14 protein-coding genes and 1 tRNA gene are annotated in these 13560 nt (G+C 69.6%); 5 read left to right on the top strand and 10 right to left on the bottom strand.

The annotated features are described in order from the left end of the window. Nucleotides 1–22: 22 nt before the first annotated feature. Complete coding sequence (locus tag EGT67_RS25250; RefSeq protein ID WP_241565874.1) at nt 23–724, bottom strand: VIT1/CCC1 transporter family protein; 702 nt, start codon at nt 722–724, stop codon at nt 23–25. 103 nt (nt 725–827) lie between these two features. On the opposite strand from EGT67_RS25250, the gene EGT67_RS02280 reads away from it, so the two are divergent. From EGT67_RS02280 to EGT67_RS02270, 3 genes are all read left to right on the top strand, one after another. Continuing rightward, nucleotides 828–1316 (top strand): DoxX family protein, encoded by a 489-nt coding sequence (locus EGT67_RS02280; RefSeq protein WP_127914399.1) that lies wholly within the window; start codon nt 828–830, stop codon nt 1314–1316. Nucleotides 1317–1402: 86 nt separating this feature from the next. Further along, nucleotides 1403–2152 carry a DsbA family protein gene (locus tag EGT67_RS02275; RefSeq protein WP_127914398.1) on the top strand — a complete coding sequence of 250 codons (750 nt, stop codon included), beginning with the start codon at nt 1403–1405 and terminating at the stop codon, nt 2150–2152. Nucleotides 2153–2299: 147 nt separating this feature from the next. After that, nucleotides 2300–2372 (top strand) — tRNA-Ala (locus EGT67_RS02270). Between the two features lie 135 nt (nt 2373–2507). Here EGT67_RS02270 and EGT67_RS02265 read toward each other — a convergent pair. The 4 genes from EGT67_RS02265 to EGT67_RS02250 form a co-directional block, all read right to left on the bottom strand. Beyond that, on the bottom strand, nt 2508–2801 hold the full coding sequence (locus EGT67_RS02265) for a hypothetical protein (protein ID WP_241565851.1): 294 nt from the start codon (nt 2799–2801) through the stop codon (nt 2508–2510). Between the two features lie 235 nt (nt 2802–3036). Continuing rightward, nucleotides 3037–3516 carry a GNAT family N-acetyltransferase gene (locus EGT67_RS02260; RefSeq protein WP_127914397.1) on the bottom strand — a complete coding sequence of 160 codons (480 nt, stop codon included), beginning with the start codon at nt 3514–3516 and terminating at the stop codon, nt 3037–3039. Nucleotides 3517–3569: 53 nt separating this feature from the next. Next, a complete protein-coding gene (locus EGT67_RS02255; protein ID WP_127914396.1) occupies nt 3570–3866 on the bottom strand; it encodes an antibiotic biosynthesis monooxygenase family protein in 297 nt (98 codons plus the stop codon). A 241-nt stretch (nt 3867–4107) separates the two neighbouring features. Next, complete coding sequence (locus tag EGT67_RS02250) at nt 4108–4818, bottom strand: (2Fe-2S)-binding protein (RefSeq protein WP_127914395.1); 711 nt, start codon at nt 4816–4818, stop codon at nt 4108–4110. Nucleotides 4819–4968: 150 nt separating this feature from the next. On the opposite strand from EGT67_RS02250, the gene EGT67_RS02245 reads away from it, so the two are divergent. Further along, nucleotides 4969–6033: a CobW family GTP-binding protein gene (locus EGT67_RS02245; protein WP_127914739.1), complete on the top strand. Its 1065-nt coding sequence runs from the start codon at nt 4969–4971 to the stop codon at nt 6031–6033. Between the two features lie 45 nt (nt 6034–6078). Continuing rightward, nucleotides 6079–6708 carry a 5,6-dimethylbenzimidazole synthase gene (gene bluB, locus EGT67_RS02240; RefSeq protein WP_127914394.1) on the top strand — a complete coding sequence of 210 codons (630 nt, stop codon included), beginning with the start codon at nt 6079–6081 and terminating at the stop codon, nt 6706–6708. 22 nt (nt 6709–6730) lie between these two features. Here bluB and EGT67_RS02235 read toward each other — a convergent pair whose 3' ends face one another. From EGT67_RS02235 to EGT67_RS02215, 5 genes are all read right to left on the bottom strand, one after another. Further along, a complete protein-coding gene (locus tag EGT67_RS02235; protein ID WP_127914393.1) occupies nt 6731–9094 on the bottom strand; it encodes an arylsulfatase in 2364 nt (787 codons plus the stop codon). A gap of 176 nt (nt 9095–9270) precedes the next feature. Then, nucleotides 9271–10737 carry a DEAD/DEAH box helicase gene (locus tag EGT67_RS02230; RefSeq protein WP_127914392.1) on the bottom strand — a complete coding sequence of 489 codons (1467 nt, stop codon included), beginning with the start codon at nt 10735–10737 and terminating at the stop codon, nt 9271–9273. A 177-nt stretch (nt 10738–10914) separates the two neighbouring features. Next, nucleotides 10915–11328, bottom strand: coding sequence for a molybdenum cofactor biosynthesis protein MoaE (locus tag EGT67_RS02225; RefSeq protein WP_127914391.1), 414 nt, complete (start codon nt 11326–11328; stop codon nt 10915–10917). Next, a complete protein-coding gene (gene moaCB / locus EGT67_RS02220; protein WP_241565873.1) occupies nt 11321–12271 on the bottom strand; it encodes a bifunctional molybdenum cofactor biosynthesis protein MoaC/MoaB in 951 nt (316 codons plus the stop codon). The genes EGT67_RS02225 and moaCB overlap by 8 nt, the downstream gene beginning before the upstream one ends. A gap of 56 nt (nt 12272–12327) precedes the next feature. Next, the gene (locus tag EGT67_RS02215; protein ID WP_127914389.1) at nt 12328–13545 is read right to left on the bottom strand and encodes a molybdopterin molybdotransferase MoeA; all 1218 of its coding nucleotides are present in this window, start codon (nt 13543–13545) and stop codon (nt 12328–12330) included. Between the last annotated feature and the right edge of the window lie 15 nt (nt 13546–13560).

Genomic DNA, 13560 nt, shown 5'->3' with positions numbered 1-13560 from the left:
CGGTCCCGGCGACGCGGACGACTCAGCCGGGCACCCCGACGCCGATGAGCGCGCCCACCAGATAGGTGGCGGCGACGGCGATCGTGCCGAACAGCAGCTGCCGGACCGCGCCACGGATCTTGGACTGGGCGGTGAAGTGCGCCGCGAGCGCGCCCGCGAGCAGTAGCCCGACACCGCCCACGGCGAGCCCGGCGACCAGCGACTCGTAGCCCAACAGGTAGGGGAGCAGCGGGAGGATCGCGCCGATCGCGAACATCACGAACGACGACCCGGCCGCGACCAGCGGCGACGGCTTCTCGTTCGGGTTCACGCCCAGCTCGTGCGTGACGTGGATCTCGACGGCCCGCTCGGCGTCCGCGTGGACCTCCGCCGCGGCGGCCGTGGCGGTCTGCTCGCTCATGCCCATCGCGGTGAAGGTCTCCACCAGTTCGGCCTCCTCGGCCTCGGGGTGCCGGCGGAGCGCCCGCCGCTCGACCCGCACCTCGGCGTCGATCTGTTCGTTGGACGTCTTGACCGAGGTGTACTCGCCGAGCGCCATCGAGAACGCGCCCGCCACCAGGCCGGCCACGCCGCTGAGGACGACGGTGTGCGCGGCGACGCCCGCGCCGCCGACGCCGGCGATCAGCGACGTGTTGGTGACCAGGCCGTCCATCGCGCCGAACACGGCTGCGCGCAGCCAGCCTCCCGACACGTCGGCGTGGGTGTGGTCGAAGTCGTGCGGCATGGAGTCGATGCCCGGTGTTGCAGCGTTCACGAAACAGAACCTAGCTGGGAAAACGCGGTTGATCTAGAAAGCGCAGGCATACCTGTTCGGTAGCGTGTGGGGCGTGTGGATACGCATTGTGAGCCTCCTCGCGCGCTTCGGCCTGGCCGCCGTGTGGCTGGTCTCCGGGTGGATCAAGTTCATCGATCCCACGCAGACCGTCGTCGCGGTCCGGGCCTACCAGTTGCTGCCGGAGGACCTGGTGCGGCCGGTGGCGTACTCGATGCCGATGTTCGAGATCGCCCTCGGCCTGTTCCTGGTGATCGGTCTCGGGGTGCGCGTGGTGGCCGTGGCGTCCAGCGCGATGCTGCTCGTGCTCATCGGCGTGATCATCTCGGCGTGGGCGCGGGGCCTGTCGATCGACTGTGGATGCTTCGGCGGGGGCGGCGCCGCGGACGTCGACTCCTGGGACTACGCGCGGGAGATCGCCCGAGATGTCGGATTCCTGGCGTTGGCGGTGTGGCTCGTGATCTTCCCGCGCAGCCCCCTGTCCCTGGGGCCGCGGTCTCGCGCGCCGTTCTCAGTGCCCGCTCAGGCGACGGTGGCAGAGTAGGGGCCGAGTAGTGCCTGCACACGGTCCCGTGGCGGGCACTCCGGTCAGTTCCGAACGGATCTCACACCCATGACGAAGGACACGAAGTGAGTTCGAAGAAACCGAAGTCGGTCAAGTACAACCCCCAGCCGACCTCCAGCAAGGCCACGTACATCGTCGGCGGTCTCGCGATCGTCGTGATCGCGGCGCTGGTGATCGGCGGCATCCTGCTGACGAAGAGCAGCGACGAGCCGCGCAATGCCGGCTACGGAGCGGTGCAGAACTCGGCTGTCCAGGTGACGATGGGGGACGCCGGTGTGGTGCGCCTCGGTCTTCCCGACGTGACGAACACGATCGACATGTTCGAGGACCCGATGTGCCCGTTCTGCGCGCAGCTCGAGGAGAAGCACGGTCAGGAGGTGGCGCAGGCCATCGACGAGGGCAAGCTTGCGGTCAACTACCACATCCTCAACTTCCTCAACCGGCTCTCGGCCAGCGGTGACTACTCGACCCGCGCCGTCGCCGCATCGCAGTGCGTCGCCCAGACCGGTGACGCGATCGCCTACTCCAAGTTCCATGGCGAGCTGTTCTCCCCGGCCAACCAGCCGCCGGAGAACGGCAAGTCGGATCTGTCGAACGAGGACCTCGCGCGGCTGGCGAAGGATGCCGGCGCCAACGAGGCGGCGGTCAACTGCATCACCAGCGGTGAGCGGATGCAGCAGGCCGCTGCGGACGCCGAGACGGGCCGCGCCGCTCTCGCCGCCTCCGGTGCGACGGGCACCCCGGCCGTCGTCCACAACGGTCAGGTGATCGACGCCCTCGCCGACGAGAACTGGGTTTCCCAGGTGTCGCAGTAGGACGTGCCCGGTGGCCGGCCCGACCGGGGTCGGCCACCACCGGGCTCAACGCCTCTGACCAGGCGATTTGTTGTCCACGTCGGCGGTGGTGTAACTTTCTTTCAGCGCGAGGGAGTCACTCCGGAAGCGCGGAGAACAACTCAACACGGGGCTATGGCGCAGCTGGTAGCGCACCACACTGGCAGTGTGGGGGTCAGGGGTTCGAGTCCCCTTAGCTCCACTCCGAACTCCGGGCCACGATCATTCGATCGTGGCCCGGAGTTTTTGTGTGTTCGGGCGGATGGCATGCGGCGGGCCGTTGCCCCGTCGGGAGGTATCGATATCTGCGGGGCAGCAGCTTTCGACGCTACTCGGCTCATTGCTGGCCACGCCGCCGAGCGCTACCAGGGTTTATGTTGAGCCGAACACCCTCATGCACCACTGTGTACGGCGCATCGTCGTCGTTGTCCGGGTCGCCGGAATCCGCAGGATCCGGCAGCCCCGCAATCTCCTCGATGACGATCTGTGCTCGCGCCGCGCCGGGATCGAACATCTCCTGAAACGGCCCGACGAACGACCCCCCAAGCCCGCGGCGCTTCGCTTGAATAGCCGCCCACCCGAACAGCGCCAACGGGCCGACCATGGCGATCAGCACCAACAATTCCCCCATGCCCGCGAGGGTACCGATCAGATTCTCCGCGCCGCTCAGGAGAGAAGGAGCCGTCCGGGTAGCCGACTTATCGCATTCGCCACTGTGGGGCATCCGTCTTCACCATCGTCGAGACGACCGAGGACGATCGATTCCTGATCGAGCCGGTCGAGGACGCGCCGGGTCGTTCGAGTCCCCTGAGCTCCACTCCGAAACTCCGGGCCACGATCATTCGATCGTGGCCCGGAGTTTTTTGTCAGCGCATGGTCTTGGCCAGGTGGACCAGGTCGTAGCCGCCCGGCGTCGCGGTGCGGTGGGACTCGATGTAGCCGAACCGCGCGTAGAGGCGAAGATTCCCGGCACTGCGTTCCCCGGTGAACAGTCGCAGCGTCGTCACCGACTCCGGGACGCGTTGCTCCGCGAGCGTGAGGAGCCGGCTTCCCAGCCCGTGGCCCTGGAGGTCCGGGGCCACCACCAGGCGCCCTAGTTCGGCGACGTGCGGGCGGATGGGGTCGATGTGGAGGCGTACCGCCGCGACGAGGCGGAAGTGCCCGTCGCGCAGTCCGAGGGCGATGACGTTCGGGTCCCGCAATTCGGCCGCCAGGTCCGCGAGAGATTGCCTCAGCGGCGGCAGATGCGCATCGTCGTGCGCCTGAGCCTCGGTGATGTACGCGGCGCGCTGCAGCGTCAGCAGTTCGCCCGCGTCGGCTTCGTTCATGTCGACGACCGATTCCATGGACGCCATCCTGGCCGAGGTCGCGGTCGCGGGCGACGGGATTTCGTGCGCTGTCAGGCCGAGTCGACATCCTGGTAGTGCTCGACGGTGGGGAAGGGGTCGTAGAAGTGGTGCAGCAGCCGGCGCCACTCCCGGTAGTCGGGTGAGCCCCGGAATCCGTCCGTGTGCGCCTCGAGGGTGTCCCATTCGACGAGGAGCAGGTACGCGTCGGGGCGTTCGATGCAGCGGGACAGGCGGAGGCGTCGGAAGCCGGGCATCCCGGAGATGATCTGTTTCGCCCGACCGAACGCTGCCTCGAACTCGGCGGTGTGTCCGGGCCTCACCTGCAGTGGTGCGTGCTCGAGGATCATCGGCGAATCCTCGCAGACGGTGCCAGGTGGTGGCGTGGAGTTGTCTCACACGCCACCACCCGACTGCTCGCCCGGGCAGGGGGGGGAATCGCCGGGCGAGCGCCGTTGCTGCCCAGGGGGGAGGGGCAACTTTTTGAACTGTAGTGCAATTTGTGGTGTGAGGCACGTCGAAAACTGGTCGTTCGCCATAGTGTGGCCCAGGTCGCACCCGTGACCCCTCCGCGACCGCGCGGGCGGGGGATCACCGGGGGCGGGCGAGCGGGCAGTCGCCGCAGTAGCCCGAGACCGTGGTGCGATAGAACAGGCAGCAGCTGCGGCGCCGGTAGCCGGACGGCGCCCGTTCGAGGGTCTCGGCCAACCGGGGGTCGCGGAGGATCCGCTCGGCGATACGGATTGCGTCGGAGTCCGTTTCGCCGTCGAGAACCCGGGCGGTGCCGATGAGGGCCGACGCGGCATTGCCCCACAGTAGGTGCGCGGACATCGGCTCGGTCGCCCGGATCGCGGCGATCAGCGGATCCAGGTGCTGTTCGAGCACCGTGTCCCGCACGAGTGCCACGGGGTCCCCGCCCTCCCAACCGCGCGGTTCGCGCAGGTGGAGGCTGATCCGGCCGCGGTCCTCGTGCCACAGCAGGTGCTCGGGATCGAGGACGGGGATCAAGCGGCCCCGCACGACCGCGCCGAGCGTGACCGACCACAGCCGCGCGGCGAACCCCATGAACAGGGTCGACGCGGCCACACGCCGCTCGTCGGCGCCGATTTGCACGCCCACGTGGGTGACCACGGCGGCGAGGGTCTCCGCGTCGTCGTACAGCCGTCCGGTGGGGCGCCACGGTCCCGGCGCCGGCTCCCCGGTGGTGACGGTGAAGTACGGGCCGACGGTCGCCAGGCCGGCCAACGTCGCGGCGACGGCGGCCGGTGGGGCCTCGCGGCAATCTCGTGGCGGTCGGATCATCGCCTCCTCGATCCGAGTCGGTCCCCGGTTCTCGACGCAGGGGAGTCGCACGGGTGTGCGGGGGCGACCAGCGTGCAATCTCGTCGAATCGCCCCAGTGCTGAAGCTAGTACGATTGCACGTCGGTGTTGTCGGCGGCGTGGAGGTCGGGGTGGTGAAGAAGCGGGCTCCCCGATCGATCCCGGTCGTCGTCGTGGCCGGGTTTCTCGGATCGGGGAAGACGACCCTGCTCAACCACCTGCTCCACAACAACGGCGGGACCCGGATCGGCGTCATCGTCAACGACTTCGGATCGGTCAACATCGACTCGATGATGGTTGCGGGACAGGTCGATTCGATGATGGCGCTCAGCAACGGCTGCATGTGCTGCGCCGTGGACGTCAGCGACATGGACGAGATGCTCGACCGGCTGGCGCACCGCACGTCGGAGATCGACGTCATCGTCGTCGAGGCGAGCGGTCTAGCGGAGCCGCGCAACATGATTCGGCTCGTGCTGGGCAGCGAGAACCCGTACATCACCTACGGCGGACTCGTGATGCTCGTCGACGGGGCCGAATACCGGAGCAGTCGCGAGCGGCACCCGGAACTCGACCAGCACGTCGCGATCGCGGACCTGGTGGTGCTCAACAAGACCGACCGCATCGGCGACGACGACCACGACACGCTGCTCGGCGACGTGTGCCGGATCAATCCGCGGGCCGCGGTGGTCTCCACCACGCGGGGGCGGGTGGATCCGGGCCTGCTGTTCGACCGGACGCCGCGTCGCGCGCCCCAGCCTGGTGAGCAGTTGACGTTCGACGAGCTTCTCGCCGCCACCGACGACACGTGCGGCGAGTGTGGCGGGCACCACGACGACCACATCCACGCGATGTACCAGAGCGTGACGTTCACGTCGGAGTTGCCGATGCACCCGCGTCGGCTCGTCCGGTTCCTCGAGAAGCAGCCCGCCGGCGTGTACCGGATCAAGGGCTACGTGTACTTCGGTGTCCGCGGGCACCAGCAGAAGTACCTGCTGCAGGTGGTGGGCGACCACATCGCGTTCCACCCGCAGCGGTGGGAGGCGGGCGAGGACCGGTGCACCGAACTCGTCGTGATCGGCACCGACCTGGACCCGGAGTCGATCGACGCGCTGCTCGCCGCGTGCGCCGGGCCCGAGGCGGAGGGCCTGGACACCGGCACCATGATGGGCGTGCACCGCTACACCGTCGACGCCTGACCGGACCCCGGCGGGCCGCACTTTCGCGGCGGCTACCGTGGAGTCGTGACCGAATCTCTCGTTTCCGTGTACGAAGCCATCCGCCGACGCCGTGACGTCCGCGCCGAGTTCAGCGGTGAGCTGATCCCGGACGAAACCCTGCAGCGCGTGCTCGGCGCGGCGCATGCGGCGCCGAGCGTCGGCAACACCCAGCCGTGGGACTTCATCGTCGTCCGCAACCCCGACACCCTCGACACGTTCGCCGAGCACGTCGCCGGCCGGCGCAAGGCGTTCGCGGACTCGTTGCCGGAGGATCGCCGGAAGACGTTCGACCCCATCAAGATCGAGGGCATCCGGGAGAGCGGCACGGGCATCGTCGTCACGTACGACCCGTCGCGCGGAGGCCAGAACATCCTCGGCCGGCACACCATCGACGACACCGGACTGTTCTCGGCGGTGCTGGCGATCCAGAACCTGTGGCTCGCCGCGGCGGCGGAGAACATCGGCGTCGGCTGGGTGTCGTTCTACGACGAGGAGTACCTCACCGAACTGCTCGGCATTCCCGCGCCGGTCCGGCCGATCGCCTGGCTGTGCGTCGGCAAGGTCGACCAGTTCCAGGAGGTGCCCGACCTCGAGCGCTTCGGCTGGCGGAACCGTCGGGACCTTGCCGACGCGATCCACTGGGAGCGCTTCTGACGGTTCCCCTGCGCCGGTCGCGTCATTCCCGGCGTCGGGCGGCCTTGATCTCGGTGTGGTGCACCGTGTGCTGCTCCTCGGGACTGAGATCCAGCGGGCCCAGGTCGATGTCGACGCGGTCGATGGTTCCGGTGAACCGGAACGGCGGACGGTACTCCGGGGTGACCGGCTGGCCGGTGTCCTCGCCGATCCCGAAGGTGTCGACGCCGAAGCGGGCGAAGGCGGTCGCTGCTATCCGTCCCACCGCGACCGTCGCGTCGTCGATCGTCAGGGTGAGGTCGGCGCCCTTACCGATGCCGCCGCCGTCGTAGTCGAACGCGACACCGACGACCGCGTCGCCCGGTGCGAGCGGCCGCGCCGCCCGCACGGTGGTGTGGTCGCCGTAGTAGTTGTAGTCGAAGGTCGGCACGCCGTCCTTCAGGTACAGCGACATTCCGCCCGCGACACCGCCGATGGCCATGACGACGCCGCTCGTCGCGGCGCCGTCAATACCGATGCGGGCGGCGAGCCTCCAACTGCGATTCTTCATCGACGGCGCCGCGGTCTCCGGGAGCCGGGTCGCGCCCGCATAGAACGTGAAGGACGTCGCCTTCGGGTCCGAGCCGGGCGCGGTCGGCTTGGGGAGGAGCATCCGGGCGACGCCGCGGTCGTCGAGTGGGTACACGTGGTATTTTTCCGCGGCTTCGTCGAACCGGGCCTTCATCTGCTCGAGCTTGTCGGGCATCGAGCCGGCCAGGTCGCGTGCCTCCGAGAAGTCCTCCTCCAAGTGGTACAGCTCCCACCGGTCGTTGTCCCAGTCACCGCTGGCCAGGTCCTGCCGCCACGGCAACGTGTGCTGGGCGTTCGCTTTCCAACCGTCGTCGTAGATGGAGCGGTTGCTCAGGATCTCGAAGTACTGGTCCGTCCGGCCCTCGAACGTCGGGTCGGTGAAGCTCGCGAGGAACGACTTGCCCGCCAGCGGGAGTTGCTCGATGCCGTTGACAGTGTCGGGCATCGTCACCTGCGCGGCCTCGTAGATCGTCGGGGCGACGTCGACGAGATGGAGGAACGGGTCGCGGGGGGCGTCGTCGTGGGTGATCTTCGCCGGCCAACTGACCACCATCGGGTTGCGGGATCCGCCGAGATGGGAGGCGACTTGCTTGACCCACTGGAACGGCGTGTTCCCGGCCCACGCCCAGCCCATCGGGTAGTGCGGTTCGGTTTCCGGGCCGCCGAGCTTGTCGAGGTCGGCGATGATCTCCTCGATCGTGGGAACGATTCCGGAGAGGTTCTTGATCTCGTCGAGTGTTCCGTCCGGCCCACCCTCGGCGGAGGCGCCGTTGTCACCGACGATGTAGAAGATCAGCGTGTTGTCGGCGTCGGGCAGTTCCTTGATCGCGTCGAGCAGGCGCCCGACCTCGTGGTCGGTGTACGCGAAGTAGCCGGCGTAGTTCTCGAACAGGGCGCAGTAGACCTGCTTCTGTCGGTCGGTGAGCGAGTCCCACTCCTGCACCCAGTCGGGGCGCGGCGTCAGTTCGGTATCGGGCGGGACGATGCCCATCTTCTTCTGGTTGTCGAAGACGATCTCCCGGTACTTCTCCCAACCCATGTCGAAGGCGCCCTTGAATCTGTCGCGCCACTCCTCGGTGACGTGGTGCGGGGCGTGCATCGCGCCGGGCGCGAAGTACATGAAGAACGGCTTGTTCGGCGCGACCGACTTGGCGTACCGCATCCGCGAGATCGCGCGGTCCGTCATATCGGTCATCAGGTGGTACCCCTCTTCGGGCCCCTTGTCCGGTTCGACGGGGGTCGTGTTCTCGAAGAGCACCGGGTAGTACTGGTGCGTCTCACCGGCGTTGAAGCCGTAGAAGTAGTCGAACCCCATCCCGGTCGGCCACCGGTCGAACGGGCCGGCGACGCTGGTCTCCCAATCGGGCGTGTTGTGGTTCTTGCCGTACCACCACGTCGAGTAGCCGTTGCCGCGCAGCACCTCGGCGACCGTGGCCGTGGTGCGCGGGATCATGGTGGTGTAGCTGGGGAAACCGGTCGCCCACTCCATGAGGAAGCCATTGCCGGCATCGTGGTGGTTGCGGCCGGTCAGCAGCGCCGCCCGGGACGGGCCGCACACGGCGGTCGTGTGGAAGCGGTTGTACCGCAACCCTTCCGACGCGAGTTTGTCCAGGTTCGGTGTCGGGATGAGCCCGCCGAAGGTCGAGGTCTGACCGAACCCGACGTCGTCGAGCATGATCACGACGACGTTCGGCGCGCTCTCCGCGGCGGTGGGAAGTTGCGGCCACGCGGCCGTCGACTCCCGGTACGTCTTGCCGATCTCGCCGCCGAACGGCGGTGGCGGAGCCGGGATCGACGATCGGGCGGAAGTCGGTGTGGCGTCGCTGTGCTCGCTCATATGGCCATCTCAACACCGGAGGAGCTCATATGCGCCGAGTGACACGGCTCACTCCGTCGTCGACGTTGTCGCGCGCTGTGCGCCACCGCCTGTCGCGATCGGCCGCTTCGGACAGCGCACTGCCTCACGCGACGACGTGCGCTGTCCTGTCCGACCCGAATCTACGAGCCGGTAGCTCAGCCGCGGCGGCGGCGTGAGCCGCCGCCGGTGCCCTCCGCGCGGCCCTCGGTGCGCGGGCCCCGACTGCGCGACCCCTGACCGCTGCCGCGCGACTCCCCGCGGCCCTGACCACTACCGCGAGATTCCTGGCGGCCCTGGCCGTTCTGCCGGGACTGGCCGCCCCGACCGCCGCGGCCCGGGCGCTGCCCGCCGCGGCGCCCGGTGCTCTCGGTCTTCTCCGCCTTCGGGGCCGGCGGCACGTGCGCCGCGGGCTCGCCGACGAGCCGGATCACGTGCTCGGACTCGGCGGTCACCTGCAGCGGCGTGACCTTGATCGCGGCCTTCCGCATCAGCACCGACAGATCCTTGCGCTGGTCCGGCAGCACGATCGTCACGACGTCACCGGCGCTGCCGGCCCGCGCGGTGCGGCCCGAGCGGTGCAGGTACGCCTTGTGCTCGGCCGGCGGGTCGACGTGGACCACCAGTTCCACCTCGTCCACGTGCACGCCGCGGGCCGCGACGTCGGTGGCGACCAGCACGCGTGCGGTGCCCTCCGAGAACGCGGCGAGATTCCGGTCGCGCGCGTTCTGCGACAGGTTGCCGTGCAGGTCCACCGACGGGATACCGGCCTCGGTCAGCTGCCGGGCGAGCTTGCGCGCCTGGTGCTTGGTGCGCATGAACAGGATGCGTCGACCCTGCCCGGACGCCAGCTTGTGCACGAGCGCCTTCTTCACGTCGACGCCGGTGACGTCGAACACGTGATGGGTCATCGCGGCGACGGGCGAGTTCGCCTCGTCCACCGAGTGCAGCACCTCGTTCTGCAGGAAGCGCTTGACCAGCTTGTCGACGCCGTTGTCCAGCGTCGCCGAGAACAGCAGCCGCTGACCGCCCTTCGGCGTCGCCGAGAGGATGCGGGTGACACCCGGCAGGAACCCGAGGTCCGCCATGTGGTCGGCCTCGTCGAGGATCGTGATCTCGATGTCGTCGAGCGTGACGAAGCCCTGCTTCATCAGGTCCTCGAGCCGGCCCGGGCACGCGACGACGATGTCGACGCCGGATTCGAGGGCGTTCACCTGCCGGTGCTGGGAGACGCCGCCGAAGATGGTGGTCACCCGCAGGCCGAGGACCTTCGCCAGCGGTTCGAGTGTCGCGGTGATCTGCGTCGCCAACTCGCGGGTGGGCGCGAGGACCAGCCCGCGGGGACGGCGCGCCCGCCGCTTGCCGCCGGCCAACCGGGCCGCGAGCGGAATGGAGAAGGCGAGGGTCTTGCCGCTTCCGGTCTTGCCGCGGCCGAGGACGTCCCGGCCCGTCAGGGTGTCGGGCAGGGTGTCGACCTGGATGGGGAACGGTGCGGTGATCCCACCGTCGGCCAGGGCCGTGACGATCGGAGCCGGAACGCCCAGGGCCGCGAAGGACACGGACTCGCTGGACGGGGAGGTGACGCTGGTGGACAAGTTCCTCGGTGCCTTTCGGGCATTCGTCATGCAGGCCCGCGGCGCGAGATGCCCCGGCGCACGGCCTGCACAAGGTGGCGACTTTGCCGGTGGGCAAGATCGAGCGCCGCAAGACATGCTCGAGAAAAGAAGCGTTCTACGACGCTGGACGCCCTTCGAGGGGCGTCCAGTTCCTGCCACCATACCGGGTTGGGGCGCCGCCGTCGGTTAGAGGCCCACCCACTCGGAGACCCCGGTGGTGAACCGCTGACGCTTCCAGATCGGTACCTCGGCCTTGATCCGTTCGACCAGTTCGGCGCACGCCGCGAACGCCTCCGCGCGATGCGGTGCGGCGACCGCCGCGACCAGCGCCAGATCCCCGATCGTCAGCTGCCCCACACGGTGCACGGCGGCGACGGGCAGTCCGGTCCGCTCGGACACCTGCTCGCAGCACTGCCGCAGGAACCGTTCGGCGTCCGGATGGGCCTGGTATTCCAGCGCCGATACCGACCGGCCGCCGTCGTGGTCCCGGACGACCCCGGTGAAGACCACCACGGCGCCGTGCTCGGGCCCGGCCACGGCGGCGTCGACGGCCGCGGGATCGAGCGGTTCGGCCGAGATGCGGGCCAGCGGTTCACGCATCGTGCGCACCCCCGCCGGCGATCTGTGCGAGCAGGTGCTCGAGGATCGGATCCAGCACCGACAACCCATCCTTCACGCCGCCCGGCGAGCCCGGCAGGTTGACGATCAGCGTGCGACCCGACAGGCCCGCCAGCCCGCGGCTGAGCGACGCGTGCGGGGTCACCTTCGTCCCGCGTCGGCGCATCTCCTCGGCGATCCCGGGCAGCTCCCGGTCCAGCACGGCGCGGGTCGCCTCCGGCGTCGCATCGGTGGGGGAGGCGCCCGTCCCGCCCGTGGTGACCACCAGGGCGGGGGCGTCGGACAGGGCGTCGGCCAGACCGGCGGCGATGTCGGCGTCGGCGTAGACCAGCGGGCCGCGGACGGTGAGACCGCGCGCGGTGAGCCACTCGACGATGGCCGGGCCGGTGGTGTCCGGGCGGGTGCCGCGGGCGCCGCCGGTCGACGCGACGAGCACGGTCGCCGATCCGGGGCGCGCCTCGGGGCCGACGGCCGCGGGCGCCTGGGCGGGTTGCGGCTCGTCGCGCCGCCAGAGGCCCCGCTTGCCGCCCTCCTTGGTGAGCAGTCGGACACCGTCGAGCGTCGCGGCCGGGTCGACCGCCTTCACCATGTCGTGCAGGGTCAGCCCGGCCACCGCGACGGCGGTCAGCGCCTCCATCTCGACACCGGTGGGGCCCTTGGTCTTCGCGGTCGCCTCGATCGTGATCGACGACTCGGTGAACCCGAACTCGACCTTCACGGAGGACAGCGCCAACTGGTGGCACAGCGGGATCAGCTCGGACGTCTTCTTGGCACCGGAGATGCCGGCGATCCGGGCGGTCGACAGGACGTCGGCCTTGGGCAGGTCGTCGGCGCGCACCAGCGCCACCACCTCAGGGGTGGTGACGAGTTCGCCGGCGGCGACCGCGACGCGGGTGGTGTCCGTCTTGGCGCTCACGTCGACCATCCGGGCGCGGCCCTCGCCGTCGAGGTGGCTCAGTTCGCTCGTGTCGTTCTCGGTCACTACAGGGGCCACACCTTCACTCGTTCGCCCGCCGCCAGGGAGGTGACGTCGGCGGGCACATCGATCAGGACATCCGCCCACGCGAGCGCCGCCACCAGGTGCGAGCCCGGACCGGCGACCACCTCGACGCCGGAGTCGGTGCGGCGGCCGCGGAGGAACTGGCGTTTGCCCGGCACCGACGTGACGTCGTGGTCGAGGACAGCGTCCTCGCGGGGGATCGGCGGCAGGCCGCCCGCCCGGCGCAGCAGCGGACGCAGGAACACCTCGAACGAGACCATCGTGCTGACCGGGTTCCCGGGAAACGTCAGGACCGGGATCTCGTCGACCAGCGCCAGGCCCTGCGGCCCCCCCGGTTGCATCGCGACCGGACCGAACCGCGCACCGAGTTCGGCGAGGACGTCCTTGACCACCTCGTAGTCGCCCATCGACACCCCGCCGGACGTGATCACCAGGTCGGCGCGGGCGACCGCGCGCCGCAGCGCCGCGCGGAAGGCGTCCGGTTCGTCGCTGCTGCGGTCGAGGACCGCCACCTCGACGCCGTTCGCGCGCAGGCTCGACGCGAGCGAGACGCCGTTCGAGTCGTAGATCTGGCCGGGGCCCGGGGTCGTGCCGGTGTCGACCAGTTCGGCTCCCGTCGTGATGACCGCGGCCCGGGGCCGGGCGCGGACCGCCACCGAACCCAGCCCGACCGCGGCGAGCACCCCCAGGTGGCGGGGCTCGAGCACGGTGCCGGCGGGCAGCAGCAGCATCCCGGTGCGCACGTCGCTGCCGCGGTCGCGGACGAAGTCGCCGACCCCACGCGAGCGGTGAACGGTGACCTTCCCGTCCGACACGTCCGTGTCCTCCACGGGGACAACGGCATCCGCGCCCTGGGGCAGCACCGCCCCGGTCATGATGCGGATCGCGGTCCCCGGAACGTGCGGGGCCGGTTCGGCCGGTCCGGCGGGCACCGTCGCCACGATCGGCAGGGTCGCAGGGACCGTGGCGATCGATGCGGCGTCGACGGCGAAACCGTCCATCTGCGAGTTCCGGAACAGCGGCAGGTCGACGGGGGAGGAGATGTCGTACGACAGGACCCGGCCGAGCGCGTCGGCGAGTCGGACGGTCTCGGACGGCCGGGTCAGGAGCGGTCCGAGCAGTTCGGTCACGTCGGCGGCATGGTCCTCGACGGAACGTGCGGTGCTTCGCTGGCCTGAGTGCCGCTGCGCCTGTGCCATGAGTGCCAATCCTAG

The organism is Prescottella agglutinans, assembly GCF_004011865.1.
GTDB lineage: Bacteria > Actinomycetota > Actinomycetes > Mycobacteriales > Mycobacteriaceae > Prescottella > Prescottella agglutinans.
This window is presented reverse-complemented; position numbering and strand designations above follow the sequence as displayed.

Excerpts from the sequence above, each read along its gene's own strand:
- EGT67_RS02260 (WP_127914397.1), bottom strand. The coding sequence starts at position 3,516 with ATGGAATCGGTCGTCGACATGAACGAAGCCGACGCGGGCGAACTGCTG.
- EGT67_RS02265 (WP_241565851.1), bottom strand. The coding sequence starts at position 2,801 with ATGGGGGAATTGTTGGTGCTGATCGCCATGGTCGGCCCGTTGGCGCTG.
- EGT67_RS02230 (WP_127914392.1), bottom strand. The coding sequence starts at position 10,737 with ATGACGAATGCCCGAAAGGCACCGAGGAACTTGTCCACCAGCGTCACC.
- EGT67_RS02255 (WP_127914396.1), bottom strand. The coding sequence starts at position 3,866 with ATGATCCTCGAGCACGCACCACTGCAGGTGAGGCCCGGACACACCGCC.
- EGT67_RS02225 (WP_127914391.1), bottom strand. The coding sequence starts at position 11,328 with ATGCGTGAACCGCTGGCCCGCATCTCGGCCGAACCGCTCGATCCCGCG.
- EGT67_RS02215 (WP_127914389.1), bottom strand. The coding sequence starts at position 13,545 with ATGGCACAGGCGCAGCGGCACTCAGGCCAGCGAAGCACCGCACGTTCC.
- EGT67_RS02235 (WP_127914393.1), bottom strand. The coding sequence starts at position 9,094 with ATGAGCGAGCACAGCGACGCCACACCGACTTCCGCCCGATCGTCGATC.
- moaCB (WP_241565873.1), bottom strand. The coding sequence starts at position 12,271 with ATGGTCGACGTGAGCGCCAAGACGGACACCACCCGCGTCGCGGTCGCC.
- EGT67_RS02250 (WP_127914395.1), bottom strand. The coding sequence starts at position 4,818 with ATGATCCGACCGCCACGAGATTGCCGCGAGGCCCCACCGGCCGCCGTC.
- EGT67_RS25250 (WP_241565874.1), bottom strand. The coding sequence starts at position 724 with ATGCCGCACGACTTCGACCACACCCACGCCGACGTGTCGGGAGGCTGG.